The sequence below is a fragment of the Rothia sp. L_38 genome (assembly GCF_050689125.1).
Taxonomy (GTDB): Bacteria; Actinomycetota; Actinomycetes; order Actinomycetales; family Micrococcaceae; genus Rothia.
On the sequence record NZ_JBOEQD010000007.1, the window covers coordinates 1 to 25,683 of the forward strand.

At 58.3% G+C, this 25,683-nt stretch carries 24 protein-coding genes; 17 read left to right on the forward strand and 7 right to left on the reverse strand.

Annotated elements, in window-relative coordinates; genetic code table 11:
• Nucleotides 1-220: 220 nt before the first annotated feature.
• The 4 genes from ACRCJM_RS06590 to ACRCJM_RS06605 all read right to left on the reverse strand — a co-directional run bounded on the left by ACRCJM_RS06590 (nucleotide 221) and on the right by ACRCJM_RS06605 (nucleotide 5,763).
• Nucleotides 221-1,534 (reverse strand): hypothetical protein, encoded by a 1,314-nt coding sequence (locus ACRCJM_RS06590; protein WP_431464284.1) that lies wholly within the window; start codon nucleotides 1,532-1,534, stop codon nucleotides 221-223.
• Nucleotides 1,535-1,634: 100 nt separating this feature from the next.
• Nucleotides 1,635-2,555 carry a hypothetical protein gene (locus tag ACRCJM_RS06595; RefSeq protein ID WP_431464285.1) on the reverse strand — a complete coding sequence of 307 codons (921 nt, stop codon included), beginning with the start codon at nucleotides 2,553-2,555 and terminating at the stop codon, nucleotides 1,635-1,637.
• A gap of 5 nt (nucleotides 2,556-2,560) precedes the next feature.
• Nucleotides 2,561-3,772, reverse strand: coding sequence for a restriction endonuclease subunit S (locus ACRCJM_RS06600; protein ID WP_431464286.1), 1,212 nt, complete (start codon nucleotides 3,770-3,772; stop codon nucleotides 2,561-2,563).
• Nucleotides 3,772-5,763 carry a type I restriction-modification system subunit M gene (locus ACRCJM_RS06605; RefSeq protein ID WP_431464287.1) on the reverse strand — a complete coding sequence of 664 codons (1,992 nt, stop codon included), beginning with the start codon at nucleotides 5,761-5,763 and terminating at the stop codon, nucleotides 3,772-3,774. The genes ACRCJM_RS06600 and ACRCJM_RS06605 overlap by 1 nt, the downstream gene beginning before the upstream one ends.
• Nucleotides 5,764-5,985: 222 nt before the next feature.
• Here ACRCJM_RS06605 and ACRCJM_RS06610 point away from each other — a divergent pair, with 222 nt between their 5' ends.
• The 3 genes from ACRCJM_RS06610 (at nucleotide 5,986) to ACRCJM_RS06620 (ending at nucleotide 8,856) form a co-directional block, all read left to right on the forward strand.
• The gene (locus ACRCJM_RS06610; protein WP_431464288.1) at nucleotides 5,986-6,843 is read left to right on the forward strand and encodes a PhzF family phenazine biosynthesis protein; all 858 of its coding nucleotides are present in this window, start codon (nucleotides 5,986-5,988) and stop codon (nucleotides 6,841-6,843) included.
• Nucleotides 6,844-7,164: 321 nt separating this feature from the next.
• The gene (locus tag ACRCJM_RS06615; RefSeq protein ID WP_431464289.1) at nucleotides 7,165-7,647 is read left to right on the forward strand and encodes a DUF2087 domain-containing protein; all 483 of its coding nucleotides are present in this window, start codon (nucleotides 7,165-7,167) and stop codon (nucleotides 7,645-7,647) included.
• Nucleotides 7,648-7,662: 15 nt separating this feature from the next.
• Entirely contained in the window at nucleotides 7,663-8,856 is a 1,194-nt protein-coding gene (locus ACRCJM_RS06620; RefSeq protein WP_431464290.1) for an MFS transporter, read from the forward strand.
• A 217-nt stretch (nucleotides 8,857-9,073) separates the two neighbouring features.
• Here ACRCJM_RS06620 and ACRCJM_RS06625 read toward each other — a convergent pair whose 3' ends face one another.
• Together ACRCJM_RS06625 and ACRCJM_RS06630 are read right to left on the reverse strand one after the other, a co-directional pair.
• Entirely contained in the window at nucleotides 9,074-9,472 is a 399-nt protein-coding gene (locus ACRCJM_RS06625; protein WP_431464291.1) for an N-acetyltransferase family protein, read from the reverse strand.
• Nucleotides 9,473-9,732: 260 nt separating this feature from the next.
• Nucleotides 9,733-10,371, reverse strand: a complete 639-nt coding sequence (locus ACRCJM_RS06630; protein ID WP_431464292.1) for a TIGR03085 family metal-binding protein — start codon at nucleotides 10,369-10,371, stop codon at nucleotides 9,733-9,735.
• Nucleotides 10,372-10,523: 152 nt separating this feature from the next.
• Here ACRCJM_RS06630 and ACRCJM_RS06635 point away from each other — a divergent pair, with 152 nt between their 5' ends.
• From ACRCJM_RS06635 to ACRCJM_RS06650, 4 genes are read left to right on the forward strand one after another with little or no spacing between them, the layout of a single operon-like run.
• Nucleotides 10,524-11,315 carry a lytic transglycosylase domain-containing protein gene (locus tag ACRCJM_RS06635; protein ID WP_431464293.1) on the forward strand — a complete coding sequence of 264 codons (792 nt, stop codon included), beginning with the start codon at nucleotides 10,524-10,526 and terminating at the stop codon, nucleotides 11,313-11,315.
• Between the two features lie 54 nt (nucleotides 11,316-11,369).
• Complete coding sequence (hisI, locus tag ACRCJM_RS06640) at nucleotides 11,370-11,765, forward strand: phosphoribosyl-AMP cyclohydrolase (protein WP_237198878.1); 396 nt, start codon at nucleotides 11,370-11,372, stop codon at nucleotides 11,763-11,765.
• 31 nt (nucleotides 11,766-11,796) lie between these two features.
• Complete coding sequence (locus tag ACRCJM_RS06645; RefSeq protein WP_431464294.1) at nucleotides 11,797-13,365, forward strand: anthranilate synthase component I; 1,569 nt, start codon at nucleotides 11,797-11,799, stop codon at nucleotides 13,363-13,365.
• Nucleotides 13,366-13,992, forward strand: coding sequence for a Trp biosynthesis-associated membrane protein (locus tag ACRCJM_RS06650; RefSeq protein ID WP_431464295.1), 627 nt, complete (start codon nucleotides 13,366-13,368; stop codon nucleotides 13,990-13,992).
• On the opposite strand, the gene hutC is transcribed toward ACRCJM_RS06650, so the two are convergent.
• Nucleotides 13,989-14,735 carry a histidine utilization repressor gene (hutC, locus tag ACRCJM_RS06655; protein WP_431464296.1) on the reverse strand — a complete coding sequence of 249 codons (747 nt, stop codon included), beginning with the start codon at nucleotides 14,733-14,735 and terminating at the stop codon, nucleotides 13,989-13,991. The two genes, ACRCJM_RS06650 and hutC, sit on opposite strands and share 4 nt — an antisense overlap.
• 147 nt (nucleotides 14,736-14,882) lie before the next feature.
• Here hutC and hutU point away from each other — a divergent pair, with 147 nt between their 5' ends.
• From hutU to ACRCJM_RS06705, 10 genes are all read left to right on the forward strand, one after another.
• The gene (gene hutU, locus ACRCJM_RS06660; RefSeq protein ID WP_431464297.1) at nucleotides 14,883-16,547 is read left to right on the forward strand and encodes a urocanate hydratase; all 1,665 of its coding nucleotides are present in this window, start codon (nucleotides 14,883-14,885) and stop codon (nucleotides 16,545-16,547) included.
• 2 nt (nucleotides 16,548-16,549) lie between these two features.
• On the forward strand, nucleotides 16,550-17,740 hold the full coding sequence (gene hutI / locus ACRCJM_RS06665) for an imidazolonepropionase (protein ID WP_431464298.1): 1,191 nt from the start codon (nucleotides 16,550-16,552) through the stop codon (nucleotides 17,738-17,740).
• A complete protein-coding gene (gene hutG, locus ACRCJM_RS06670) occupies nucleotides 17,740-18,747 on the forward strand; it encodes a formimidoylglutamase (RefSeq protein WP_431464299.1) in 1,008 nt (335 codons plus the stop codon). Before hutI ends, hutG begins: the two co-directional genes overlap by 1 nt.
• Before the next feature lie 73 nt (nucleotides 18,748-18,820).
• The gene (hutH, locus tag ACRCJM_RS06675; RefSeq protein ID WP_431464300.1) at nucleotides 18,821-20,362 is read left to right on the forward strand and encodes a histidine ammonia-lyase; all 1,542 of its coding nucleotides are present in this window, start codon (nucleotides 18,821-18,823) and stop codon (nucleotides 20,360-20,362) included.
• A gap of 146 nt (nucleotides 20,363-20,508) precedes the next feature.
• Complete coding sequence (locus tag ACRCJM_RS06680; protein WP_237185301.1) at nucleotides 20,509-20,757, forward strand: HGxxPAAW family protein; 249 nt, start codon at nucleotides 20,509-20,511, stop codon at nucleotides 20,755-20,757.
• A 188-nt stretch (nucleotides 20,758-20,945) separates the two neighbouring features.
• Nucleotides 20,946-21,773 (forward strand): indole-3-glycerol phosphate synthase TrpC, encoded by an 828-nt coding sequence (gene trpC, locus ACRCJM_RS06685; protein WP_431464301.1) that lies wholly within the window; start codon nucleotides 20,946-20,948, stop codon nucleotides 21,771-21,773.
• A gap of 94 nt (nucleotides 21,774-21,867) precedes the next feature.
• Nucleotides 21,868-23,220: a tryptophan synthase subunit beta gene (gene trpB, locus ACRCJM_RS06690; RefSeq protein WP_431464302.1), complete on the forward strand. Its 1,353-nt coding sequence runs from the start codon at nucleotides 21,868-21,870 to the stop codon at nucleotides 23,218-23,220.
• Nucleotides 23,220-24,068 carry a tryptophan synthase subunit alpha gene (gene trpA, locus ACRCJM_RS06695; protein WP_237235889.1) on the forward strand — a complete coding sequence of 283 codons (849 nt, stop codon included), beginning with the start codon at nucleotides 23,220-23,222 and terminating at the stop codon, nucleotides 24,066-24,068. Before trpB ends, trpA begins: the two co-directional genes overlap by 1 nt.
• A 10-nt stretch (nucleotides 24,069-24,078) precedes the next feature.
• Nucleotides 24,079-24,990 (forward strand): prolipoprotein diacylglyceryl transferase, encoded by a 912-nt coding sequence (gene lgt, locus ACRCJM_RS06700; RefSeq protein WP_431464303.1) that lies wholly within the window; start codon nucleotides 24,079-24,081, stop codon nucleotides 24,988-24,990.
• Nucleotides 24,991-25,161: 171 nt separating this feature from the next.
• Nucleotides 25,162-25,614 (forward strand): hypothetical protein, encoded by a 453-nt coding sequence (locus ACRCJM_RS06705; protein WP_431464304.1) that lies wholly within the window; start codon nucleotides 25,162-25,164, stop codon nucleotides 25,612-25,614.
• The last annotated feature ends 69 nt before the right edge of the window (nucleotides 25,615-25,683 follow it).

Genomic DNA, 25,683 nt, shown 5'->3' on the forward strand with positions numbered 1-25,683 from the left:
ATAATTGGTATTTGGTGAAATATTCATTTTTTAAATCTAGGAATTTTCAAATTAATACAAAATGTGAAACAAGTGTTTGAAAATATATTAACTGTCCAGTTTTAAAGTAGAAATATTTTATATCTGAAAGATTGAGTAGAATAAACATTCAGGACAGTAATTAACATTGGGTGTTGTCAAACAAAAACTAGGATACATTACAAGTAATGGGTAGCTGATTCTAAGCACTGCGCTGCTTTTTAGCGTAAATAATACCCGCGTATTTTATTCTGTTTTTCATCTCCCTAAAGGTGACTATGCGAATATCATCTATCTTAAAATTAGATCGTTCCGTTCCATCAACTTTTAAGTCTTTAAATACAATGTCAGACCTTTTTTGACTCGTTTTCTTTGTCTCAAAGTAAGAATCCATTGCATTTATCGTTTTGATAATATTATCGGAATCCTTATTTTTTATATACTTTTCTAAACTTTCTGCATGATTCTTTTTAACAACTTTTGCAGCTACCTCCGCAGATATGGTTGGTTTCAGTACCTGGTTTGACGTAGGGCGCGCTAAGTACCTTTGCTCAGTCTCATCTTTATTGTCGGATATAAGGCCTGCAAGAGTAGAAAATGTTATGAACTCTAATGGATTTAATAGATTAATAATTAGCTCAATATTTGAAGAAGATGTGAAGTCATTTTTAATAATATGTGGACGTGATATGTGAATACAGTAGTCAGGTCCAGAAGGTTCATCTTCTTTTTCTGTAAAATGTATTTGAATTTTTTTCAGATACCGGATTAAATTTTCGTAAGGATCATGTCTATCCTGATTTTTTTCATTGAAACAACCAGCCAGTAAGCATATTAAGGGCGTAGAATATTCGTTAAATTTTTTAAAAAAATTACTTTCATCATATTTATCAGATTCGTTCATTAACACTTCAATTGAGCTTAAATTAATAATTCTCAATGTAGAGTTAAAATTTTTAGCGTGGTCCGCACAGGAAGCATTAAATTTGTTATCATGAGGACCCTGTGATTTAATATAAAATAGGTAGAATCCTGTACGCTCGTTGTCTGCACAAGCCTTCTTGATTGTGTTAAACTGCTTTCCATCTTTGTATTTTACACTTTTTAGAAATGATTTTTTTAAATTGTTTAAATCTTCAATTTTTTTAGCTTGGAATAAAATTTCAATTCGGCGGAAGTGGTCTGGATGCTTGTAAACCCAGAATCCCAAATCTGATCCAGTCTTTTGACTTTCAACATGTTTTGTAAATGTAAACACATTCCCGTAGGGATTTAGCGTGCCTTTATCGGAATCATGCCACTCACATCCTGGTTCGTCTCCATGATCTGGGCAAGCAGCTTCGATAGTATAGTGCCCCCCGGCTATTTGGCTTTTAAGAATATCAGTAATGGTTTCTTCACCCCAGGTGAATGAGGTTTTCTCTAAATGCAAAAGTTTATATACCGAGAAAGCGCCAAAATTTAACGGTTGCTGAACAAGAAGTTCTGTTTTCCATTTTTTTTCATTTGATTTCATCAAAAATCCTTGTTATATTGAGTAGTTTTTAATGTTTTTTGTTGTGCATTACATTATTTTGATGGTTTAGTCCCAAAAAGTGGTGATATATATTGTCTTATTATCGAATAAACACTTCAGTTTCGGTGAAAAATTCTTCTCCGTTTGGGGATTCCCACTTTACTTTACATACCGCAGAATTGGATGATGCTAATACCTGTAGGATATTAAATTCTGATTGTCCACCAGGCTTTAAGGAGCCAGCTGGTTGTGGCTCTCCATGGGAAATTACATCAAATAGTTCGTCTGGTTTTCCATTTGAATCTATGAACTGATATCTTACATTTTTTACAGGGACTCCAGTTAGGTTTTCAAGATTAAGTAAGTTTTTTGTCTTTGTTCTCAAACGACCTTTGCTATCGGTCTCCTGATATGATTCTTTTGTTATTGACGCCCAAACACCAATCGATGGGTTATCCATATCTAGTTTTTTAGAATCTGATATTTTTGATTCAGATGAAAATTTAGTTGAATGCGAGAAAGCAATTGATTGTAGAAATGCGTTAATGGCTTGAGTAAGTTCGTCAGTATCTGAATATTGCTTGTATAAACATTTAGTTTGAATTGATTCTAAATATTTTTCAAGTCTTAGCTTTTCTTCAGCTTCATGAACTCCGTTGGAGATAGATGGGACACGATTTACAAAAACTGCAACCTGTTTTCCCGCTTGTGCCAGGCGCTCAATTTCTTCCACCGTCCCAGATTCAAAGTTTTCAGTTTGAGTTCCAAGTTTTCCTGAAAATACTACGATTGCTAAATCAGAAGAGTCTACAATGGTTTCATTGATGATTTGCTGCGGATGCATGCCGAAAGTGGGGGAGACGCCTATTTTCCAATCAGTGGCTGCGAAATGTATCTTAGACATCCGTCCTGTCGTGGCATTCCACATGTGCATTGCATTAGTGATAATTTCACGGTGCTGAGGTGGTAGGTCAGAGGGTGAAGATAGGAGTACCTGTAAGATGTTGGCTTGATAAGGCATCGCTATTACCATTCCTTATTTATTTTTGCTTTTTTTAATTCAACGAGTAAATCGATAGAGGTTTGAATTTGTTGTTTTGTTTCTATTATTTCACCTAGTTTGTTAATGAGGGTTTGCGATGTTGCTATCTGATTTTGGTGGCTAAAATCAGGTATTTTAGCTTGAGCTAATTTTTCTGCAGTCAGGTGGGGGATTGTTGATTGGCTCGTCAGGTTCTCAAGCTCGCCAGAAAGCAACTTAGCTCGAATGCAAAAGTCAATAAAATGCGGATCAGCTAAACCTGGCTTAACTCGTACACGATTAATCGAATTCTGGAAACCCCATCCAGGTAAGTCTTCGGTCAGGACGGCGCTTCGGCCAAATCCAGCCCCACCCTCTACTACCAGAACATCACCCTTTTTCAAATCCAAATGCGCTAACTCGTCAGAAGAAAACCACATCTTCTTATAGTCCGACTGGTAAGTGAAAACACCGCCAGGCTGGATATTAGCTGCCCTGATATAGGGTGCCAATTCCATGCCACCTTTATTTGAAGGTGTAATCATCTTACCCAGCGTAATCTGAGCAAACCGTTTCAAAGGAACAGTTGGTGCATTGGTGGGAAACGTTAGCTGACGTAGTTCAGCATTGAACTTCTCAGTAGCCAGTTCAAGAAGACGTTGCTGGTCAGCGATGAACTCATCAATCTCCGCCAGCTCCCGGTCAAGCTTATCTGCGATTTTCTTTTGCTCTTCAAGCGGGGGTAGCGGTAGCCATGTCAGGTTGAACTCGTTAAATCGCATAGTCTGACCGTCTCTAAGCTGGTCAGTGACAGATGCGATTTGAGAAATATAGCTGGGAGATTTCAAAACATGCTTGAAAAATCCAGGATAAACAGCTTCAGACGGACGCAAAACGGTATATGCAGGACTAACTTTTCCTGGCATAGTTGCTAGTTCAAGACCGCCCTGAAAAGTGCGCAAATGGCTAATGAAATCGCCTGGTTCGACATGTTGCATCTGAGTTCCAGAAAGATTCTGAACAACCCTTGCACCAGTAATCTTCATGTATTCTTCTTGCGGCAGAACGCCATATCTCTGTGAGGGCGTTAGATGGATATCGCCAGGGCGTTCTGGTTCTTTGACCAGTTTGAAGATCCTACGGGGTTCAACAATCTTCCAATGGTTAGGGACCCCACCAGAAAGCCAACGAACCTTAAACGGTACTTTGTTACTCATTAACCCAGCACCTCTTCCAGCCTCTTCTTGATTCGGCCCAGTACCTCGTTGAGGTCGCGGTCAATCTCCTCCAGGGAGCGGGGCGGAACATACTCGTAGAAGTGGCGGGTAAAAGGAATCTCCGCGCCCTCCTTGGTCTTAGACTCATCAATCCAGGCATCAGGCACAAAGGGTTTAACCTCACGCTCCAGGTACTCGTGAATATCCTCGCCCCAGTGCACATTCTCAGTATCGCGCAGGCTAGCGTCAGCCACCGGCTTCTTAGCCTTCAACACCACTTCGGCAGACTCATCGCGTTCAGCCAACTCATCCACCAACTTAGCCAAAGCCGCAGGCTTCACCAGGGCACCGGCGTCCGCAAATACCTGCAAAAGCTCAGCCTTCACGCTGGCAACATCAGCATTAACAACCCCTGCCTTGCTCTCAACCAAGGCAGCAAGCGAAGCACGCACGGCGGCGTCCTCCCCCTCAGATAATTTGAGTTTGCCAAACTCCTTAGAAGCCAAGAGCCTCTCAACCCGCTCAGCAGAAAAACCCCAATTCAAACGCAAGGGACGCTCCACCGTAATCGTGCGGTACATAAATTCCTCACGATCAAAAACCTTAGACCGCTTATCATCCGCAGCATCAAAAGCAGCGTAGAGGCGGGTAATCTCAGCGATCTGCTCCTCACTCAGGCGCTTCCGCTTAGACCCCACCGACTTACGCATCTTCTCAAACATATTCGTCGCGTCAATCAGCTGAACCTTACCCCTGCGCTCAGCCTTCTTCTGCTTATTCAGCACCCAAATATAGGTAGAAATACCGGTGTTATAGAACATGTCAGTGGGCAGGCCAATAATTGCCTCAAGGTAGTCCTGGTCCAAAACCCACTTACGAATATTGGACTCACCAGAACCCGCGCCACCCGTAAAGAGGGGCGAGCCATTCAAAACAATAGCCCCGCGGCCGCCCACCTGGGCAACACCATTGCTAGCAACCGTTGGTTCATTGAGCTTAGAAATCAGGTGCTGCAAGAAAAGGAGCGAGCCGTCAGATACCCGGGGCAGGCCAGCACCAAACCGGCCCGTAAAACCCTGGTTCTTGTGCTCAGCCTCAACCACAGCTTTAGCGCCCTTCCAGTCCACGCCAAAGGGTGGGTTGCTCAGCCCGTAATGGAAGGTGCGGTTCTCAAAAGCCGGGTCAGTCAGGGTATTACCCAGGGCGATGTTATCAACGTCCTGGCCCTTAACTACCATGTCAGCCTTACAAATCGCATAGGACTCGGGGTTGAGCTCCTGGCCCAGCAGGCTCACATCGGCGGTGGGGTTTAGCTGGTGAATCTTATCGTCAGCCACCGACAGCATACCGCCGGTGCCAGCGGTGGGATCATAGACCGACCGGGCAATATAATCAGTGCGCAAGTCTTCATCATCAGCCAGCAGCAGGTTAACCATCAGCTCAATGACCTCACGCGGGGTGAAGTGCTCACCGGCAGTCTCGTTCGAAGCCTCCGCGAACTTGCGAATGAGCTCTTCGAAGATGTTGCCCATCTGCTCGTTGCTCACATTCTCTGGGTGCAGGTTCACCCGCGAGAAATGCTGAATCACCTGATAGAGCAGGTTCTGGGCGGCTAGGTCTGCGATAGTGTCTTCGAACTTATACTTCTCAAAAATATCGCGCACGTTCTCACTGAACTGGTTAATGTAAGAACGCAGATTCTGCTCAAGAGTATCGGGGTCATTCGCGACCGTCTTGAGATTGTGCTGGGAGAGGTTATAGAAACTGTAATCATGCCCCGCCCGGGCAGAGAGCATCGCCGGAGGAATCGTATCGAGCACATAACCGTCTGCCGCCTCTAGAACAGCCTGCTTAGTCGGCTCAAGCACCGCATCAAGACGCGCCAACACCGTGAAAGGCAAAATAATCTGACCGTACTGATGCTGCTTATAGGTACCGCGCAAAACATCAGCCACATTCCAAATGAACTGAGAATAGTTCAAAGAAGACACACAAGCCCCTCAACATTGGCAAACTAATGGCTCCGAATAAAAGCCCTAGCCACTAGGCAGAGCTTTTACCCCGATAAAAACTAATAATACTCAAGGGGCAGGCTGGGAAGACGAAGTGCAGCTCTTGTGTCTCACCTGCTCACCAGGGCTGGGCGGTGAGCTAGCCAGCTGCCCGGTAGGGTAGAAGTAAACCCCATAGAAGCGCAGGCGAAAGGACCGCCCATGAAAACCCGCCCCTTCACCCAGGTCGATGTGTTCGGCTCGGTTCCGCTCAAAGGCAACCCCCTCGCCGTGGTGCTCGACGGCAGCGGCCTCACCGACGAGCAGATGCAGAGCTTCGCCCGCTGGACCAACCTCTCAGAAACCACCTTCATCACCCAACCGACTGACGCTCGGGCCGACTACGCCGTCCGCATCTTCACCCCCGGCGGCGAACTGCCCTTCGCCGGGCACCCCACCCTGGGCAGCGCCCACGCCTGGCTAGAAGCCGGTGGCGAGCCGCAGCGCCCCGACGTCATCGTGCAAGAATGCGTTGCCGGGCTCATCGACATCACCCGCAGCGGCCAAGAGCTCGCCTTCGCCGCCCCGGCGACCGTCCGCACCGGTGCCCTTGAAGAGGCAACCCTGGCAGACATTGCCACCGCCCTAGGGGTAGAGCGCAGCCAGATTCTCTCCCACCAGTGGGTCGACAACGGGCCCGGCTGGTCCGCCGTCGAAATCGCAGACCCCGACCGACTGCTCGCCCTCACCCCGGACTTCACCCGCGGCACAGACCTCAAACTCGGTGTCTTCGCCATGTACCCGGAAGGCTCAAACATCGCCTACGATATCCGCGCCTTCGTACCCGGTATTGGCGTTTCTGAGGACCCGGTCACCGGCTCCCTCAACGCCGCCGTCGCCCAGTGGCTCGCCCGCGAAAACCGGGTCGCCGGAACCTACACCGTACGCCAGGGCACCTGCCTGCACCGCGACGGCAGACTCACCATCACGGTAGGGCAGGACGCCTGCCCCACCGGCACACCCGACATTTGGGTTGGCGGAAGAACCCACACCCTCATCAGGGGAGAGGTTAGTCTTTAGGTCTTTACTCCACCTGTTGGCTTGTGCTGCCCCGCCAAGCCGGGGCGGGCGTCCGTCCGCTCATTGAATGTAATCGAAAATGCCATCTGCGCGGTCAAAGAACACGCAGATGGCATTTTCGGTTACATTCGGGAGCGACTGTGATATAAAGGTGTGAGGCGTCACCCACCGCCCAGCGCTTTGCCCCTGTAACTCTAGCAAGCAGGCTATCAGCGCGAAGGGAAGAGAATTCTCGGGTTGCACCGGCCTTCCAAGACCGGGGTAGGCACCACCGAACCGTCGATTGATACCGCAGCTAGAGTGCGAAGAAAGTCGATACCCGTGACTGCCCAATCAAACTTCAAAAAGCTCGTGCGCGCCCGCATGGAAGAAACCGGTGAGAACTACACCACCGCCCGAGCAGCCCTCCTCGAGACCAGGCCGTCGACCGCCGACCTGAACGATCCCCGTGAACAAGCCTACGCAGAGCACCGCACAGTCGTTGACCGTTTTCTGCAGGGCGGACGCCTGACCTCCTGGCCCTCTAAGCGCCGCACCCGCGCCCACCTGCTGTTGCACCTGGTGACCTATTTTGAGCCGGGTCGCACCTACACCGAGAAACAGGTCAACGAGATTCTGGCCGCCCTCTGGCAGGACTATGCCTTTATGCGTCGGGAGATGGTCGAGTACGGTTACCTGGTGCGAACTGCTGACGCATCCTCCTATCGCCTGGCGACCCGGGTGCCTGACCGAGCAGGTACCGTGCTGGCTGCCGAGGCACCGGCCTGGGAAGCGATGTGGCTGCCGGGCTACCTGGCAAGCTAAGTAGGTGAGGCATCCATGTTTGGACTGAAAACAACCGTGAAAACGGTTATCTTTCTCGATGCCTTTGCCAGTGCAACTATATATTTTCTGCTTCTTTTCCGCTTCGCCCAGGACTCAAGCCCTTGGGGGATGACAGCTGTAGCTTTGGTCAGCATGCTCACCGGCGCAGTCTGCGCTGCACCATTAGGAGCATGGGTTGACCGGAGCGACCTAAGAACTTTGTGGATTGGCGCTACTAGCACGAGTGCCTTTTTGACCCTGGGGTTGCACCTAACTTCTACTCCGTGGTTTTGGCTAGTACTCCTAGCCTGTATAACTGCTGCTGAGGTGGTCAGTGGAACTGTTATTTTCAAGGCTCTTCCTAAGACTCCCGGTATGACGCAGACTTCTGCAAGTTCATTCCTTGTGGGGATGGGAGCTGTGCTGGGGGTGGTCACTCCGGCAGGTGCGGCTTTGCTCTACGCAGTAGCACCCCACGCTTGCTTCTTGCTTGCCTTCGCATTACAAGTCCCGGCAGTACTGCTGTTACTTAAGGTGGCTCCGAAGGGTGAGGCTCCTCAACTTGAGAAACTCAGTTTCAAAGACGCTGCCCTCGGGCTGGGGGCTTTGAGTAAGAGTTTAGGGCTTCTAGCGTACCTTCCGGTGATGTACTTGGTTGTGACCGCAACGTCAGCAGAAGACCTCCCTGGCCTTATCTACCTCCAGCAGGTGGGTGGCGACTTTATCGCCGGAGCCTTCCCTGGCATGGTAGAAAATCCAGGGCCAGCAGGCTATGCTGCCCTAACCGCCTTCTGGTCATTGGGGCTTCTACTTGGTTCGGCTATACCCAATCGGCGCTGGTTTTCACTGTCTACCTATCAATCTTTGATAGTAGGCGGTCTGGCTATTTCCCTGGCCATTGTGGTGGAAGGAATGTTTCCCTATGCACCTGTGATTGCTGTGGCCTTTTTAATCGGAGGGATAGGTAATGCCGTGCATAACGTGGGGGTGCGTTCTTCTGTTTATGAGCAAGTTCCTGAGGAACATACCGGTCAGGTATGGGCTATGGTGAGTGTGAGCTTTACACTTCTAGCCGGATTAGGCAAGATGCTGGGAACCCCGTATCTCTTAGGCGAACCTCAGCAAGTGGTGATTGGCTGTGGGGCTATAGCCACAGGGGTAATACTGCTGTTCTTAGTTCTTCGGCCGATTTGTAAACGGAGTCGCTAGCGACCCGGGCTCCCGACCGGGCAGGTACCGTGCTGGCTGCCGAGGCCCCGGCCTGGGAAGCGATGTGGCTACCGGGCTACCTGGCCGCAGAGGCTATGTAGCAACTAGGGACCAGATTCCTCCCAAAATCCTTGTGGTGCACACATACTATTGAGAGTTTTCTGGTCCCTAGTCTGAGGGCAAGGGCTCTTAGCTGCTTGCAACTGGACGACCCTGTCTATCTACCCGACGTGACTTCTATGAACCCCAGCGACCTGTAGAGAGCATAGGCAGGCTCATTATCGCTCTCCACGCGCAGGCCTACAGGCCTATGCACAGGAAGGCTAGCAAGGGCAGCTTGCATGAGAGCTCTTCCTACGCCGGTGCCCCGTACCTTGGGGTGAATGAACACATCAATGATGAAGAACAAATCGCTCACATCGTCCCAGGGTGGTGAATCAACCGTCATTACACAGCCCAAAATCTGCCCATCGACCACATACACCAGGTTGGCTTGTGGAAGAAAGGTTCCGTAATCTCCCCGAAGGGCAGCAGAAATATCGGCTTCAGCTTCAGCTACATCTTCCACCGTGCCCTGCGGGTAGCTATCAAAGTAGAGCTGAGCCAGAACAGGCACTTCATTCGTAGTGAAAGGCCGTATCTGCCCTGGCAGAGTATGGGCTGAGGCTGGCTTTGAGCCCTTGAATATCATGGTTAGTTGCATAGAACTTTGAGACTAAATCCTTAGGTGAAGGCTGGGCAGGGGCGCAGCGAAGCTGCTGGCTCGGCGGCTGGCGTGAATCGCTTGTGAGCGAAGCGAACCAGCGAGAGGGTCGGCAGCAAGCGCGACCCTGCCCAGCCTTAAAGATCGGTCTCATTCCTCCCTTTATTAGGTCTTTAGCTCACCTCAACCCGGGCCGCGGCCTCGCGTCCGAACAGGTAGAGCACCAGTTCGCCCGGCTCGCCGGTCAGCACAGTCGCAACCTGGCCAGCAGGCGGAGCAATCACAGTATGAACAGCGGGGGAGTAGCCCGGAGCTTCCAACACCAGCCCGTGAGGGTACTTCTTCCCGGCCATCAGGCGAGCGCGCGCCCGCAGCACCTTCCACATCTTCTCTTGCACGCCCTCAGCCAGCTCGCGCGGGGCAGGCTGCTCGCCGTCAGTGAGTGAGGCGCGGCGGACGTCCTCGGTATGCACAAAATACTCAATCAGGTTCATTGCCTCGTCCAGGCCCGGGAAGCGCGTGCGCATGTGCAGGTAACCCGGCAGCGCCTCAAAATCGCGCAGGGCTTTCTCGTAGCGGCGCTGGCCGGTCAGCTCATCGGCAAGCTGATCGGTGTAGCGTTCGGTGCGCGCAGCCAGCGGGCCGCCCGGCATACCCGCTGCAATCAGAGGCTTGCTTTCGCGCACCAGCAGGTGGGCCGCGAGATGGCGGGTTTCCCAGCCCTCGCAGAGGGTGGGTGCGGACGGCCCCGCCGCAGCGAGAGCATCAAGTAGGGCGGTGCGTTCTGAGGTAACAAGGGCAGAAGAAGTCATACGCCCAGTCTAAACCCGAAGCCGGGCCAGAGAGCGAGCCAGGGCAACTATCGAGACAGGTTACGGCTTGCAGGAAACATCCAGCGTCCGCCCACCCCGTCTTGACCCGCAGCCGCTAGGCTTTCACCAGGACCCAACCCCTGAAAGGTCGTATGACGATTTCCGCTAGAGCGCGCCTGACCCCCTTCCTGGCTCTCGCCGCTCTTACCGTGAGCGGATGTTCCGCTAGCTACCAGGGAGCATCACGCGAGAACCTGCCCACCACGCTCCCTGCCGCGCCCGAGCAGGTGCTGCCGGCGTCCGCGCAACAGGGCGTAACAGAGCAGACCCCTATCGCCGAGCTGGCCGACAGTTCCTGGCTCGATGCCACCGCAGATGCGACCGATATGCCCCGGCGGGTGCTGGCGGCCTATGCGGGGGCGTCCTTGAGGGTGGCGCAGACCTACCCGGAGTGCAGGTTGGGCTGGAACACCATCGCAGGTATCGGTGCGGTGGAAACCCTGCACGGCACCTACCGGGGTGCTAGCACTGATCAGGGCGGCCAGGTTACCCCCAAGATTTTCGGCCCGGCCCTCGACGGGTCCGAAGGGGTGATGGCGATTGAAGACTCCGACGGCGGGCAACTCGATGACGACACTCAATGGGACCGGGCGGTGGGGCCGCTCCAGTTCATCCCCTCCACCTGGGACTACATCGGGCAGGACGGCAACGCCGACGGTAAGCGCGACCCCCACCAGATCGACGATGCGGCTCTGACCACCGCCGTCTACCTCTGCCAGGGGCAGCGCGACACCAGCACCGACGAGGGCTGGCAGCGCGGAGTGCTGGCCTACAACCGGTCGGTGGTCTACGCTAACCAGGTAGCCAGCCATTCAGAAACCTACCGGCAGGTTGCTCCACCTAGCGCAGGCACTAGCCCTACAAGCCCCAGCCCCAGCCCGTAGCCAGATGCTGAGAGCTGCCCCAGCCCCGCTACCACCATCAGCTAGGATGGAAAGGTGAGTACACCAGCACCCAGCGCCACCGAGGGCGCTTCACTGCCCGCCGATATCGCCGCTCGCCTCAAACGCGATGAGCACGGCCTATTCGCCGCAATTATTCAGCAGCACGACACCCGCGATGTGCTCATGCTCGGCTGGATGAACGACGAAGCTCTGCGCCGCACCCTCACCGAAGGGCGGGTCACCTTCTGGTCCCGCTCCCGCCAGGAATACTGGCGCAAGGGTGACACCAGCGGCCACTACCAGTACGTCAAAAGCGTCAGCATCGACTGCGACGGCGACGCCCTGCTTATTCAGGCCGACCAGGTAGGCGCAGCCTGCCACACCGGAACCACCACCTGCTTCGAAGCCGGCGGGCAGCTGCCCGCCGCAACCGGCGTCCGCCCCGAATAGCTCCCCAGACACACCACAACCAGAGGAAACCATGCACGACTTGGGAATTGTCGAACCGACCCTAGAAGAGTTCCGTGAACTAGCTACCAGCCGCCGCGTCATTCCCGTGCGCGTCAAAGTTCTCGCAGACGCCATGACCCCCATCGGCATCTACCGGGCCCTGGTCGCCGCCGACGGCGCACCCGCCCCCGGCACCTTCCTGCTGGAATCAGCGAACGAGCAGAAGCAGTGGTCACGCTACTCCTTTATCGGTGCCTCTAGCCGCTCAACCCTCACCACCAAGAACGGGCAGATTGTCTGGCAGGGGCTCACCCCCTCCGGCGCACCCACCGAGGGTGACCCTGTTGAGGCTATCCGCGAGACCCTCGAAATGCTGCATACCGAGCCCCTCGATAACCTGCCTCCGCTCACCAGCGGTCTGGTCGGCTACATGGGCTGGGACGTTGTGCGCCACTGGGAGAAACTACCCGGCGGCCCAGCGGACGACGTCAACCTGCCCGAATTCGCCCTCAACATCGTCTCAGACATGGCAGTGCACGATAACTCCGACGGCACCGTCACCCTCATCGCCAACGCCATCAACTTCAACGGCACCGACGACAACATCGACGCCGCCTACGCCGACGCGCTCTCCCGCGTCTACGCCATGATGGACAAACTGGCCCAGCCCGCCCCCGAGTCGGTCTCAACCCTCACCGGCACATCGGATATCGAGGCGCAGGTCGCGCAGGTCAAGCACACCTGGGCAGAACAGGGCTTCTTGGACGCCATTGAAAAGTCCAAGAAAAACATCATCGACGGTGACGTCTTCCAGATTGTGATTTCCCGCCGTTTCGAGGCAGAAAACCGCGCCAGCGCCCTGGACGTTTATCGGGTGCTACGCCAGTCCAATCCCTCGCCCTACATGTACCTCTTCAACTTCGAATCTACCGAAGACGGCGAGCCCTTCCAGATTGTCGGCTCTTCCCCCGAAGCCCTGGTCACCCTCAAAAACGGCACCGCCACCACCCACCCCATCGCCGGGTCCCGTCCGCGCGGCGCCACCCGCGAAGAAGACCTTGCCCTGGCCGAAGAGCTGCTTGCCGACGAAAAAGAACGCTCGGAGCACCTCATGCTCATCGACCTGGCCCGCAACGACCTCTCCCGCATCGCGGTTCCCGGTAGTGTCAGCGTCACCCAGTTCATGGAAGTTGAGCGTTTCAGCCACATCATGCACATCTCATCCGAGGTGCAGGCCCAGCTGGCCGAGGGCATGAACGCCTACGACGTACTGCGCGTAACCTTCCCCGCAGGCACCCTCTCGGGTGCGCCCAAGCCCCGCGCCATGCAGCTACTTGACGAGTATGAGGTGAGCGCTCGCGGTATCTATGCCGGTGTGTGCGGCTACTTCGATTTTGCGGGCAATATGGATATGGCAATTGCCATCCGTACCGCGGTGCTCAAGAGCGGACGTGCCTACGTGCAGGCTGGTGCCGGTATCGTCATGGACTCGGTGCCCGTCACTGAAGCCCAAGAATCTGTGAACAAGGCAGCCGCCCCGCTGCGCGCCGTGCTCACCGCGTCGGGTCTGGCGCCCCTGTCGACCGAGGTGATTGACTAGATGAGCGAGTCACAGGCCCAGCCTGCTGAGGTTGCTACCGCGCGCCCGGTGCCGGGCTGGGCTAAACCTGCCCGCGTAATGCTGGGGGCTATGGCGGTTTCTGCCGCCGCCTTCCTTACCACTTTGCCGACCTGGATTCGTGCCGAGATCAGCACGGTCGTTTCGACATCCACCCTGGATATTTCGGGGGCGGACGCCGGCTCCACCGTCTCTGCCTTGGCTCTGGTTGCCCTGGTGGCGTCGGTTGCCCTGCGTATTGCCGGGCCTAAGCTCCGCAAGGTGCTGGCTCTCTTGCTGGTGGGCGTGGGGCTGGGCCTGGCAGTAGCTGCCTTTGGCGTGAACGCCGACCCGCAGGCTGCCTCTATGGCCCAGGTCAGTGCGATGACCGGTACTAACGCCCCGGCTAACTCCTACGCTGTGACCGTCATGCCCCTGCTGGCGACCGTGTGCGGTGTGCTGGTTGCCCTGGCCGGTGTGTGGGCCTTTGTTGCTACCTCCCACTGGAAGACCGGGCGCAAGTACGACCGGTCAGCTGCCCGGGCAGCCCGCGTGGCTTCTGCCGAAGAAACGGACGAAATCGACACCTGGGACTCCCTAAGCGAGGGCAAGGACCCCACACAAGACTAGCTGCCAAAAGACCCTTCGAGTCTGCTGCGGGAGCCGGGGTGCAGCAGCACCACCTGGCTGATGAGTTCATCGCCTGACCAGGTGCTGCGCAGCAGGCGCAGGCAGGGATCGGCCGGGGTGATGTGTAGGTCGGACGCCTGTGCGCTGGTAGGTAGCACAGCCTCAACGGTGTGCGTACCCCGGGTAATAGGGGAGCACTGCCCCAGGTAAAAGTTAGGGGTAATGCTGGTGAAGTCCTGCTGGAGATAGTCGGGGATAGCCTGGGCGTTCACGTAGCGCTCTTCACGCTGAATCGGGAGCCCGTCATCGTAATGCACCAGCACGCTGTGGAAGACCCTCTCGCCCAGCTCGGGTGCTAGGCGGCGCTGGGCCTGGGTGGCCGGAATTTCTTCGAGGGTGAGAACCTTGCTGCTGTGGGTGTGGCCGCGTTCGGTGATTTCATCAGCAATATTGCGCACCTCAAAGAGGGCAGAAGATTTTTTGTGCTCTGCCACGAAGGTGCCCACGCCGCGGGTGCGCACCAGCAGACCCTCCAGCGTCATTTCGCGGATTGCGCGGTTAACCGTCATGCGGGAAAGCCCCAGGGCGCTGGCTATTTCGTTTTCTGAGGGGATGGTTTCACCTGCGTCCCAGTGCCCGCCGGTGATTTGCTCGGTGATGATGGTTTTGAGGAGCTGGTAGGCGGGGGCCTTACTGTCTTTGTGGTCAGCGAACTGCTGGGACAAGTCGGTGATTTTTTCCACGCCTACTCCATTGACAAGTGGTTGTATATACAAGAAGATAGGTGTGTGACCTTCTTCATCTTTCCACTGTACCGCCCCGGTGCGGTCAGGCAAAAGTAAAGAATCAGAAGCTGGATACAGCAGACCATCATGTACAAAGGAGTAGACATGACCACCAGCGGCCCCCGCCCCGTCCGCGCCCCTCGCGGCCCTGAACTCAATACCCTCGGCTGGCAGCAGGAAGGTGCCCTGCGCATGCTCATGAACAACCTCGACCCCGAGGTGGCCGAGCACCCCGATAACCTGGTGGTCTACGGCGGCACCGGCCGCGCAGCCCGCTCCTGGGAGGCCTTTGACGCTATCGTCGCCACCCTCAAGACCCTCAAGAGCGATGAGACCATGCTGGTGCAGTCCGGCAAGCCTGTGGGCGTCTTCCGCACCAACGAGTGGGCCCCGCGTGTGCTGCTGGCCAACTCCAACCTGGTTGGCGACTGGGCCAACTGGGAGCACTTCCGCAAGCTTGAAGCCGAAGGGCTGATGATGTACGGCCAGATGACCGCGGGCTCCTGGATCTACATCGGCACTCAGGGCATTCTGCAGGGCACCTACGAGACCTTTGGCGCGGTAGCCCGCAAGCGCTTTGGCGGCACCCTGGCCGGAACCATCACCCTGACCGCTGGCCTTGGCGGTATGGGCGGTGCCCAGCCCCTGGCCGTGACCATGAACGAAGGCGTAGCAATCTGTGTGGACGTTGATGAGTCCCGCGTTGACCGCCGCATCGACCACAAGTACCTGGACGTCAAGGCCCGCGACCTCGACCACGCCCTAGAGCTTGCCATCGAGGCCCGCGACGCCAAGAAGCCCCTCTCTATCGGTGTGGTTGGCAACGCCGCTGAGATTTTCCCCGAGCTGCTGCGCCGCAAGGCCCCCATCGACATCGTCACCGACCAGACCAGTGCCCACGATCCGCTGAGCTACCTGCCCACCGAGGTCACCTTCGAGGACTGGAAGGCAGAAGCCGCCCGAGACCCCGAGCTCTTCACCAAGCGCTCCCGCGAGGCCATGGCAGCCCACGTTGAGGCCATGGTGGGCTTTATGGACGCCGGCGCCGAGGTCTTCGACTACGGCAACTCCATCCGCGACGAGGCCCGCAAGGCAGGCTACCAGCGCGCCTTTGACTTCCCCGGCTTCGTGCCCGCCTACATCCGCCCCCTCTTCGAAGAGGGCCTGGGCCCCTTCCGCTGGTGCGCTCTCTCCGGAGACCCCGAGGATATCAAGAAGACCGATCAGGCCATTCTCGAGCTCTTCCCCGAGAACGAGCACCTTAAGCGCTGGATCACCATGGCCGGTGAAAAGGTCGCCTACGAGGGCCTGCCCGCCCGCATCTGCTGGCTGGGCTACGGCGAGCGCCACAAGGCCGGTCTCAAGTTCAACGAAATGGTGGCAAACGGTGAGCTCTCTGCCCCCATCGCCATTGGCCGCGACCACCTGGATTCCGGCTCTGTGGCATCCCCCTACCGCGAGACCGAGGGTATGAAGGATGGCACCGACGCCGTTGCCGACTGGCCCCTGCTCAACGCCCTGGTGAATACCTCATCGGGTGCCTCCTGGGTCTCCATTCACCACGGTGGCGGCGTAGGTATGGGCCGCTCTATCCACGCGGGCCAGGTCTGCATCGCCGACGGCTCTGAGCTGGCAGCTGCCAAGCTGGAGCGGGTGCTGACCAACGACCCCGGCATGGGCGTGATTCGCCACGCGGACGCCGGCTACGAGTACGCCCAGCAGGTTGCCGCCGAGCGCGGGGTCCGTATTCCCATGCAGGAAAACCGCTAGCCATGACCAGCCGTCTCTTTACCAATATCGGGTCGCTCGTCACCAATGACCCCGCTTTGGAGCGCGGGTCCCTGGGCGTGCTGGACCAGGCCGCCTTTGTGGTGGAGCAGGGCCGTATCGCCTGGGTTGGCCCTGCCAGCCAGGCACCGGCGTCCGACCGCTGCGTTGATCTGAGCGGGCGAGCTGTGCTACCGGGCTTTGTGGAATCCCACTCCCACCTGGTTTTTGCTGGGGATCGCTCCCACGAGTTTGCTGCCCGCATGGAGGGCAAACCCTACGAGGCCGGTGGCATCCGCACCACCATCGAGGCCACCCGGGCCGCCAGCGCAGCGGAGCTGGAACTCAACACCTGCTCGCTCATGCAGGAGTACGCCCGCGCCGGGGCAACCACGATTGAGGTAAAGACCGGCTACGGTCAGTCAGCTGAGTCTGAGCTGAAGTCGGTGCAGGTCGCCGCTGCCTGCACCGACGAGGTCACCCTGCTAGCTGCCCACGTGGCTCCGCCGGAGTATCGGGATAAGCAGGACGAATACGTTCAGATGGTGGTAGACACCATGATTCCCGAGTGCGCCCCTTACGCCTCCTGGATCGATGTTTTCTGCGAGCGCGGGGCTTTTAGTGAGGAGGAGTCGCGGGCAGTTCTGCAGGCAGGGATCGCTGCCGGTTTGAAGGCTCGCGTGCACGGTAACCAGCTGACCTACGGAGCTGGTGTGCAGCTGGCAGTGGAGCTGGGGGCCGCCAGTGTGGATCACGTGGTCTACCTGTCGGACGCGGACGTTGACGCCCTGGCCAACAGCTCTACGGTGGCTACGGTTCTCCCCGGGGCCGACTTTTCTACCCGGGGCGACTACCCTAACGCCCGCCGCCTGCTGGATGCCGGGGCCACCGTGGCCCTGGGAGCAGACTGCAACCCCGGCACCTCCTTCACCACCTCCATTCCCTTCTGCATTGCCCTGGCCGTGCGCGATCTGCACATGAGCCCGGACGAAGCTGTCTGGGCGGCAACCGCCGGGGGTGCGGCAGCCCTGGGGCGCACCGACATCGGTGCCCTGACCGTGGGAGCCCGCGCCGACGTCCTTGCCCTGGACGCCCCCAACCACCTGCACCTGGCCTACCGTCCCGGCGTGCCCCTGGTCGCCGGCGTCTGGAAGGACGGGCAGAGCGTCGTACCCCTGCACGAGGAGGACATCTAGTGATACAGGCTTTTACCGACCGGCAGGCCCCGACCTGGAGCGGACGCGACGATGGCCCCGGTGCCGAACACCGCAGACTATTCCAGGTAGTGCAGCCGCTTGCCCAGCTCACCCAGAAGCCGGACGCCCTCTTCATCGGCTTTGCCTCCGACGAGGGAGTACGCCGCAACCAGGGGCGCACCGGCGCCGCTGAAGGGCCCACCGCCCTGCGCTCGGCCCTGGGGACCCTGGCCCTGGCCCAAGGCGCCTCTGGCAAGCGCCGCACCAACCTCGTCCTGGGAGACGCCGGTGATGTTGTTGTGACTAACCGCGACCTGGTCGGCGGCCACCGCAGGCTCTCAGAAGCCGTCACCGCCACCATCGACGAAGGCTCCCTACCCGTGGTACTCGGCGGCGGGCACGAAGTCGCCTACGGCACCTACAAGGGGCTGGCGGCGTCCGCCCGCAGAAAAAACCACCGGGGGCAGGGCAGAGCCGCACGTATCGGCATCCTCAACCTCGACGCCCACTTCGACCTGCGCCAAGCGGACGAACCCACCAGCGGAACCCCCTTCAGTCAGGCGCTCGCCGACGAAGAATGGGCGGGCACCGAACTGACCTACGCGGTCGTGGGCATCTCTGAGGCAGCCAATACCCAGGTACTCTTCGACGCCGCAGACCGCGCCCGCGTGCACTACCTGCTCGATGAAGAAACCCACTGGGGCAACCTACAAGCCATCGACAAGTTCGTTGAGGTCTTCACCGCACACGTCGACCTGATCTACCTGACCCTGGACCTAGACGTGCTCCCGGCGGCCGTTGCCCCCGGCGTCAGCGCCCCCGCCGCGCTCGGCGTTGACCCTGCCATCATCAACCGCATCATGAGCAGGGTTGCTGCCTCGGGTAAGCTCGCCGCCTTCGACGTGGCCGAACTCAACCCCTCCCTAGATATCGACGGACGCACCGCCAAAACCGCCGCCCGCCTGATTCATACCGTTCTGACCCGGCACGCGCCTTTACCGGAGTAAAACTCTATAGGTTCTGCAGGCTCGCGCTCGCTGTGAGCCTGCTTCACCTCATACACTTTCAAAGGAGAAAACCATGACCACCACCGTCACCGTCGGCCTCGGGCCCGTGAGCTTTGCCGACCTGATTGCAGTTGCCCGCCACGGCGCGGCCGTCACCATCAGCGACGAAGCCCTGGCCGAAATCGAAAAATCTAGCCAGCGCATCCGCGACCTCGCCAACTCCGACACCCCCGTCTATGGCGTTTCCACCGGCTTCGGCGCCCTGGCGAATAAGCACATCCCCCTTGAGATGCGCAAGGCCCTGCAGCGCGGCCTGATTCGCTCCCACGCCGCAGGCTCCGGCCCCGAGGTCGAAACCGAAGTGATTCGTGCCCTCATGCTCCTGCGCCTTTCAACCCTAGCAACCGGCCGCACCGGCGTCCGCCCCGTCGTCGCCCAGGCCTACGCCGACATGCTTTCTGCCGGCCTCACCCCGGTGGTGCGCGAGTACGGTTCGCTGGGCTGCTCCGGCGACCTGGCGCCCCTGTCGCACTGCGCCCTGGCCATCATTGGTGAAGGGCAGGTGCGGGACGCCGACGGCCAGCTCTACGAGACCGCTGAGGCTTTCGAGAAGTTTGGGCTGACCCCTGTTGAACTGGCTGAGAAGGAGGGCCTGGCCCTCATCAACGGCACCGATGGCATGCTGGGCATGCTGGTGATGGCCCTGACCGACCTGGACGCCCTGGTCAAGCTCGCCGACGTCGCTGCGGCCATGAGCGTTGAGGGGCTCGCCGGTACCGACCGCGTCTTTGCTCCCGAACTGCACGAGCTGCGCCCCCACCCCGGCCAGGGGGCAGCGGCTACCAATATGAAGAAGGTGCTGGAAGGTTCCGGCATCATCCAGCACCACGCCGAGAACGTCACCACCTACGTGCAGGACGCCTACTCCCTGCGCTGCGCGCCCCAGGTCGCCGGGGCAGTGCGCGACACCATCGAGCACGCCCGCACTGTTGCCCTGCGCGAGCTGGCATCGGCGGTCGATAACCCCGTGGTGACCCTCGATGGCCGTGTGGAATCCAACGGTAACTTCCACGGTGCCCCGGTCGCCTACGTGCTGGACTTCCTGGCCATCGCAGTGGCCGATGCTGCCTCCATCTCGGAGCGCCGCACCGACCGCTTCCTCGATGTTGCCCGCAACCGCGGCCTGCCGCCCTTCCTAGCCGACGACCCCGGTGTGGACTCGGGCCACATGATCGCCCAGTACACCCAGGCCGCGATTGTCTCTGAGCTCAAGCGCCTGGCTGTGCCCGCCTCTGCCGACTCCATTCCTTCCTCGGCTATGCAGGAGGACCACGTCTCTATGGGCTGGTCGGCTGCACGCAAGCTGCGCAAGGCAGTGGACGGGCTCACCCGCGTCCTTGCCATCGAAATCCTTACAGCCGCCCGCGGTATCGACCTGCGTGCCCCGCAGACCCCCTCACCGGCAACCGCCGCTGTGATTGAGCGCCTGCGCAAGGACGTTGCTGGCCCCGGCCCCGACCGCTTCCTCTCACCCGAAATCGAGCAGACCGTTCAGCTGGTTGCCAGCGGCGAACTGCTGGCGGCGGCTGAAAGCGTTACCGGACACCTCGCCTAGTGCCCTGCCTCAAGGAAATAAAAAGGCACACGGGTGCCTAAACTGGGCCAAAGAGCCCCCAATCTTCTAAGATAGAGATAAGCACCCGTGTGCTCGGCACCCCATACACCGGCAAGCGCACGCCCACACACTACAAGGAGACTCACATGGCACAGCAGACCGTTGAGATGGTCCCCGACCTGCCCTACAACAACCACGGCAACACCACCGCCTCATGGGCCATGGTCATCATCATGATCGTCGGCTCAATCATCGGCGCAGTCGGTTTCTGCATCTCAAGCACCCCCATCTTCGTGGTCGGCGTCGCCATCATCGCCATTGGCGTTGTCGCCGGTATCGTGCTCCGCTCAGCAGGCTACGGCCAGGGCGGCAAGCACACCAAGTACCACCACTAAAACCCGAACCCACCCGGGTGAGGCGAGACAAGGGGCACCCCGCACAGACGCGAGGTGCCCCTTGCCTTTTCTTCACACGTGTTCTCACCCGGTGAACCCGTCTGGCAAACGTTCAGCCACCTGAGCGATACTAGAGGGGCACGACCAACCCAACCTGCGCCGTCCGCGCACCAGCACCAAGGGGCACCATGACCGTACTTGATGACATCATCGTAGGCGTCCGCGAAGATCTCGAAACCCGCCGCGCCGCCCTGCCACTTGAAGAGCTCAAGAAGCGCGCCGCCGCTCAGGCTCCCGCGCTTGATGCCCTGGCAGCCCTGCGCGGGGCTGAGCAGGGAAGCGTCGAAATCATTTCCGAGGTCAAGCGCTCTTCCCCTTCGAAGGGCGCCCTCTCCGACATTCCCGACCCTGCTGAACTGGCTGCCGCCTACCAGGCCGGGGGAGCAGCCGCTATTTCGGTACTGACCGAAGAACGCCGCTTCAAGGGAACCCTGGCTGACCTGGATGCCGTCCGCGCCGCCGTCAGTATCCCGGTCCTCCGCAAGGACTTCACCGTGGACGAGTACCAGATTTGGGAAGCCCGCGCCCACGGGGCTGACCTGGTGCTGCTCATCGTTGCAGCCCTGGACGATGCCACCCTGCGCCGCTTCCTGGACCTCACGCATGAGCTGGGCATGAACGCCCTGGTCGAAACCCACACCCCCGAAGAAATCGAACGGGCTGTTGCTGTGGGTGCCCGCATCGTGGGCGTTAACGTGCGTAACCTCAAGACCCTCGAAGTCGATAACGCCAATTTCAGCAAGCTAGCCCCTATGCTGCCTGAGGACGCCATCATCGTGGCAGAATCCGGCGTTGCCAGCCCCCAGGACGTCGCCGACTACGCCTCGCACGGCGCCAAGGCTGTGCTGGTGGGCGAGGCCCTCGTCAAGTCAGGTACCCCCACCGGAACCCTGCGCGACTTCCGCGCCGCCGGTAGCCAGGCCCGTCAAACCTGGCTGGGTTCTACGTCTTCCTAACCCCGACCGTCCTCACCTCTTGTGAGCTAAAGCGGGCACAGCCGTCCGCACCTCACCCAAAACTTTACGACCAGCCCACCGAAGGGAAACTCCCATGACCGAAACCCTGGCAGAACAATTCCTGGCAGCAGGCCAGAGCCTCAAGAACGCCCCCGGCCCCTACTTTGGGCAGTACGGTGGGCGCTACATGGCAGAATCCCTGATTGCCGCCATGGACGAGCTCGAAGAAACCTTTGAAAAGGCCAAGCTCGACCCCGACTTCATCGATGAATTCCGCCGCCTTTCAGCCGAATACTCCAACCGCCCCTCCCTGCTGACCGAGGTGCCCCGTCTCTCGGCAGAAGCCGGGGGAGTGCGCTTCTTCCTTAAGCGGGAAGACCTCAACCACACCGGCTCCCACAAAATCAACAACGTTATCGGCCAGGCCCTGCTGGCCAAGCGCATGGGCAAGACCCGCCTGATTGCCGAAACCGGCGCAGGCCAGCACGGCGTTGCCACCGCTACCGCAGCTGCCCTCTTCGGCATGGAATGCGTAGTCTACATGGGCGAAGAAGACACCGAACGTCAGGCCCTCAACGTTGCCCGCATGCAGCTGCTGGGCGCAACCGTCATTGCTGTGCAGACCGGCTCCCGCACCCTCAAAGACGCCATCAACGAGGCCCTGCGCGACTGGGTAGCCAACGTAGACACCACCCACTACCTGCTGGGAACCGCAGCCGGTGCCCACCCCTTCCCCGCCATGGTGCGCTACTTCCACGACGCTATCGGCACCGAAGCCCGAGAACAATTCCTTGAAGCAACCGGCACCCTGCCCACCGGCATTGCCGCCTGCGTCGGTGGCGGTTCCAACGCTATCGGCCTCTTCCACGCCTTCCTGGACGATGCCGACGTTAAGATTTTCGGTTTTGAAGCAGGCGGCGACGGAATCGACACCGACCGCCACGCCGCCACCATTTCCCTGGGCCGTCCCGGTATGCTCCACGGGGCCATCACCTACCTCATGCAGGATGGGGACGGCCAAACCATCGAGTCTCACTCCATCTCAGCGGGTCTTGACTACCCCGGCGTCGGCCCCGAACACGCCTACCTCTCAGACATCGGCCGCGTAGACTACCAGGCTGTCACCGACACCGAAGCCATGGACGCCCTGCGCCTGCTCTGCCGCACCGAAGGCATCATCCCCGCCCTCGAATCGGCCCACGCGCTCGCAGGTGCCCTGCGTGTTGCTAAGGAATGGGCGGAGGCGGACCCCGCGACCGCTCACGAGAAGTCCATGATTGTCTGCCTCTCCGGCCGAGGGGATAAGGACATGGAAACCGCTCTCAAGTGGTTCGGCCTGGGCAAGGCCATTCCCTCAACCAGCCTGAACGTGGGCAACAAGGAAGCGGCGGCAGAGACCACCGCACAGAACGACAAGGCTATGCAGAACGAAAGCAAGGGCGCCTAATGAGCCACATCGATTTTCAGGACGAAACCCGCTACTCCGTGCGCAAGGGTAGCTTCCCTGCCCCCAACCCCGACTCCAAGCTGGCCGCCCGCCTTGCCGAGTGCAAGGCTGAGGGGCGAGCAGCCCTCATCGGCTATCTGCCGGTAGGCTACCCCAGCGTTGATGAGTCTATCGAGGCTGCGATTGAGATGGGCCGGAACGGGGTTGACATTATCGAGCTGGGCCTGCCCTATTCAGACCCGGTCATGGACGGCCCCGTGATTCAGCGGGCCACCGTTGAGGCCATTGAGAAGGGCTTCCGCACCGACGATCTCTTCCGCGCGGTCCGCGAGATTACCGCCGCCACCGATGCCGTGGTGCTGGTGATGACCTACTGGAACCCCGTGCTGCGCCGCGGCGTCGACCGGTTCGCTGGGGAGCTGGCTGCAGCCGGTGGTGCGGGTCTGATTACCCCCGACCTGGTTCCCGATGAGGCCGCTGACTGGTTTGAAGCGTCCGAAAAGCACGGCCTGGACCGCATCTTCCTGGCAGCAATCTCGTCCAGCCCTGAGCGTCTAGCCCTGATTTCGAAGGCTTCGAGCGGCTTTGTCTACGCTGTCTCGGTCATGGGCGTGACCGGTGCCCGCTCGTCGGTGAACACCGCCGCAGAGACCCTGGTGTCTGACCTGCGTGCCGCCGGTGCCCCCGCTGCCTGTGTGGGCCTGGGCGTGTCCAAGCGTGAGCACGTTGAAGAAATCGGTGCCTACGCCGACGGCGTCATCGTGGGCACTGCCCTGGTCAAGGCTCTGGCTGAGGGCGGCCCGTCCGCTGTGGGCGCCCTGACCCGCCAGCTGGCCGGTCGCGAGTAGGGTAGGGGCTGTGACTTCAACTGTTCTTGCATCTATCCCTTCGCCGTCCATCTCGACCATTGAGCTGGGCCCCCTGACCATCCACTTCTATGCCCTCTGTATTTTGGCGGGCATTATGGTGTGCATGTGGCTCACCGGCCGCCGCTGGGCCGCCTGGGGCGAGGACCCCGAGAGGGTCTGGGACGTTGCCATGTGGGCCATTCCCTCCGGCATTATCGGTGCCCGCCTCTACCACGTGCTGATTACCGACCCCGGCTCCTACTTCGGTGAGGGCGCTGACCCGCTTGATGTCTTCAAGATTTGGGAGGGCGGTATCGGCATCATGGGCGCGATTTCGGTCGGTGGCCTGGGCGCCTGGTACGCCTGTCGCCGCTACGGAATTTCGCTGGCTAAGTTTGCGGACGCCGCCGCCCCCGGCATCATGATCGCCCAGGCTATGGGCCGCTGGGGTAACTGGTTTAACCAGGAGCTCTTTGGCAAGCCCACCACCCTGCCCTGGGGCCTGGAAATTTCGGCCACATCGCCCAACTTCCCTGACCAGTACCCGGCGGGCACGCTCTTTCACCCGACTTTTCTCTATGAGTCCCTGTGGAACCTACTCGGCGCGGCCCTGCTGATTGCCCTGGGCCGTCGCGGCATCTTCCAGCTGGGCCAGACCTTCTGGGCCTACGTTGTCTGGTACGGTTTTGGCCGTCTCATGATTGAGACTTTCTTGCGAATCGATACCGCTGAGATGCTGCTGGGGGTTCGCATTCATGTGTGGACTTCTGGTTCTATCTTCTTGCTGGGTATCGTCATGTTTGCGCTGATGGGGCTACGAGCGCGTAGGCGCGGCGAGCTCCCAGGTGCCTATAGGCAGGGCGGTGTCGTGCCCAGCGCGGACGAGCCCGCCCCGGCGTCCGTCCGCTCCTCCGGCAACTAACGCCAAAGCAAGCATAGAAACTAATCCGCATTTATTCTGAAAAGTCCGCAACTAGTTGCGGGTACATCAGAATAAGTGCGGATTACTTTTTGCTCTGAGCCAGTAACAAATTGATATGCTTGCTTATTAAAAGGTAGGGTAGAGGTAGTCAGCTTCAAAGAGGAAGTAAACATGAGGTATTCATCTTTCCCAAATCTCACAACGGTTCCGGCGTATCTGCTGTCTTCTGCCCTGTACGCGCTGGCAGGTTACGGGCTGCTTGCCTCGCTTGGAACAGTTTTTTCTTCGCGATTTTTCCAGCCTGGGCTAACGGTTTTGTTCGGAGCCTGGTGTGGTGGAGCGCTGGCGTTCTTACCCCTGCACCACCGGGTAAAAGCTGAGCATGAGCAAGCAGATGGTGCAAAGTGCCGTGGAATGTTTGACTCCTGGCTGCCGGGCAACCCTGTTGAAGCTGTGCTGGCACTTCTTGTATATGGTTGTGCTGTCAATGGTGCTGTATATGTAATTGGGTTAGTAACTGGCGCAGATTTCACCTGGGTCACGGCGCTCATGGGGTTCGTGGCAGCGCTTCCGCTCGCCGCTGCTGGTTTTAACCGAAACCTAGCTCGCGGTGATAACGCCTAACCCGGGCGCCTAATCCGCACTTATTCTGAAAAGTCCGCAACTAGTTGCGGGTACATCAGAATAAGTGCG

Excerpts from the sequence above, each read along its gene's own strand:
- ACRCJM_RS06680 (WP_237185301.1), top strand. The coding sequence starts at position 20,509 with ATGGCACAGCAGACCGTTGAGATGGTCCCCGACCTGCCCTACAACAAC.
- ACRCJM_RS06595 (WP_431464285.1), bottom strand. The coding sequence starts at position 2,555 with ATGCCTTATCAAGCCAACATCTTACAGGTACTCCTATCTTCACCCTCT.
- hutI (WP_431464298.1), top strand. The coding sequence starts at position 16,550 with ATGACCAGCCGTCTCTTTACCAATATCGGGTCGCTCGTCACCAATGAC.
- ACRCJM_RS06630 (WP_431464292.1), bottom strand. The coding sequence starts at position 10,371 with ATGACTTCTTCTGCCCTTGTTACCTCAGAACGCACCGCCCTACTTGAT.
- hutU (WP_431464297.1), top strand. The coding sequence starts at position 14,883 with ATGACCACCAGCGGCCCCCGCCCCGTCCGCGCCCCTCGCGGCCCTGAA.
- ACRCJM_RS06645 (WP_431464294.1), top strand. The coding sequence starts at position 11,797 with ATGCACGACTTGGGAATTGTCGAACCGACCCTAGAAGAGTTCCGTGAA.
- ACRCJM_RS06610 (WP_431464288.1), top strand. The coding sequence starts at position 5,986 with ATGAAAACCCGCCCCTTCACCCAGGTCGATGTGTTCGGCTCGGTTCCG.
- hutH (WP_431464300.1), top strand. The coding sequence starts at position 18,821 with ATGACCACCACCGTCACCGTCGGCCTCGGGCCCGTGAGCTTTGCCGAC.
- trpA (WP_237235889.1), top strand. The coding sequence starts at position 23,220 with ATGAGCCACATCGATTTTCAGGACGAAACCCGCTACTCCGTGCGCAAG.
- trpB (WP_431464302.1), top strand. The coding sequence starts at position 21,868 with ATGACCGAAACCCTGGCAGAACAATTCCTGGCAGCAGGCCAGAGCCTC.
- trpC (WP_431464301.1), top strand. The coding sequence starts at position 20,946 with ATGACCGTACTTGATGACATCATCGTAGGCGTCCGCGAAGATCTCGAA.
- ACRCJM_RS06590 (WP_431464284.1), bottom strand. The coding sequence starts at position 1,534 with ATGAAATCAAATGAAAAAAAATGGAAAACAGAACTTCTTGTTCAGCAA.
- ACRCJM_RS06600 (WP_431464286.1), bottom strand. The coding sequence starts at position 3,772 with ATGAGTAACAAAGTACCGTTTAAGGTTCGTTGGCTTTCTGGTGGGGTC.
- ACRCJM_RS06705 (WP_431464304.1), top strand. The coding sequence starts at position 25,162 with ATGAGGTATTCATCTTTCCCAAATCTCACAACGGTTCCGGCGTATCTG.
- ACRCJM_RS06635 (WP_431464293.1), top strand. The coding sequence starts at position 10,524 with ATGACGATTTCCGCTAGAGCGCGCCTGACCCCCTTCCTGGCTCTCGCC.
- ACRCJM_RS06620 (WP_431464290.1), top strand. The coding sequence starts at position 7,663 with ATGTTTGGACTGAAAACAACCGTGAAAACGGTTATCTTTCTCGATGCC.
- ACRCJM_RS06650 (WP_431464295.1), top strand. The coding sequence starts at position 13,366 with ATGAGCGAGTCACAGGCCCAGCCTGCTGAGGTTGCTACCGCGCGCCCG.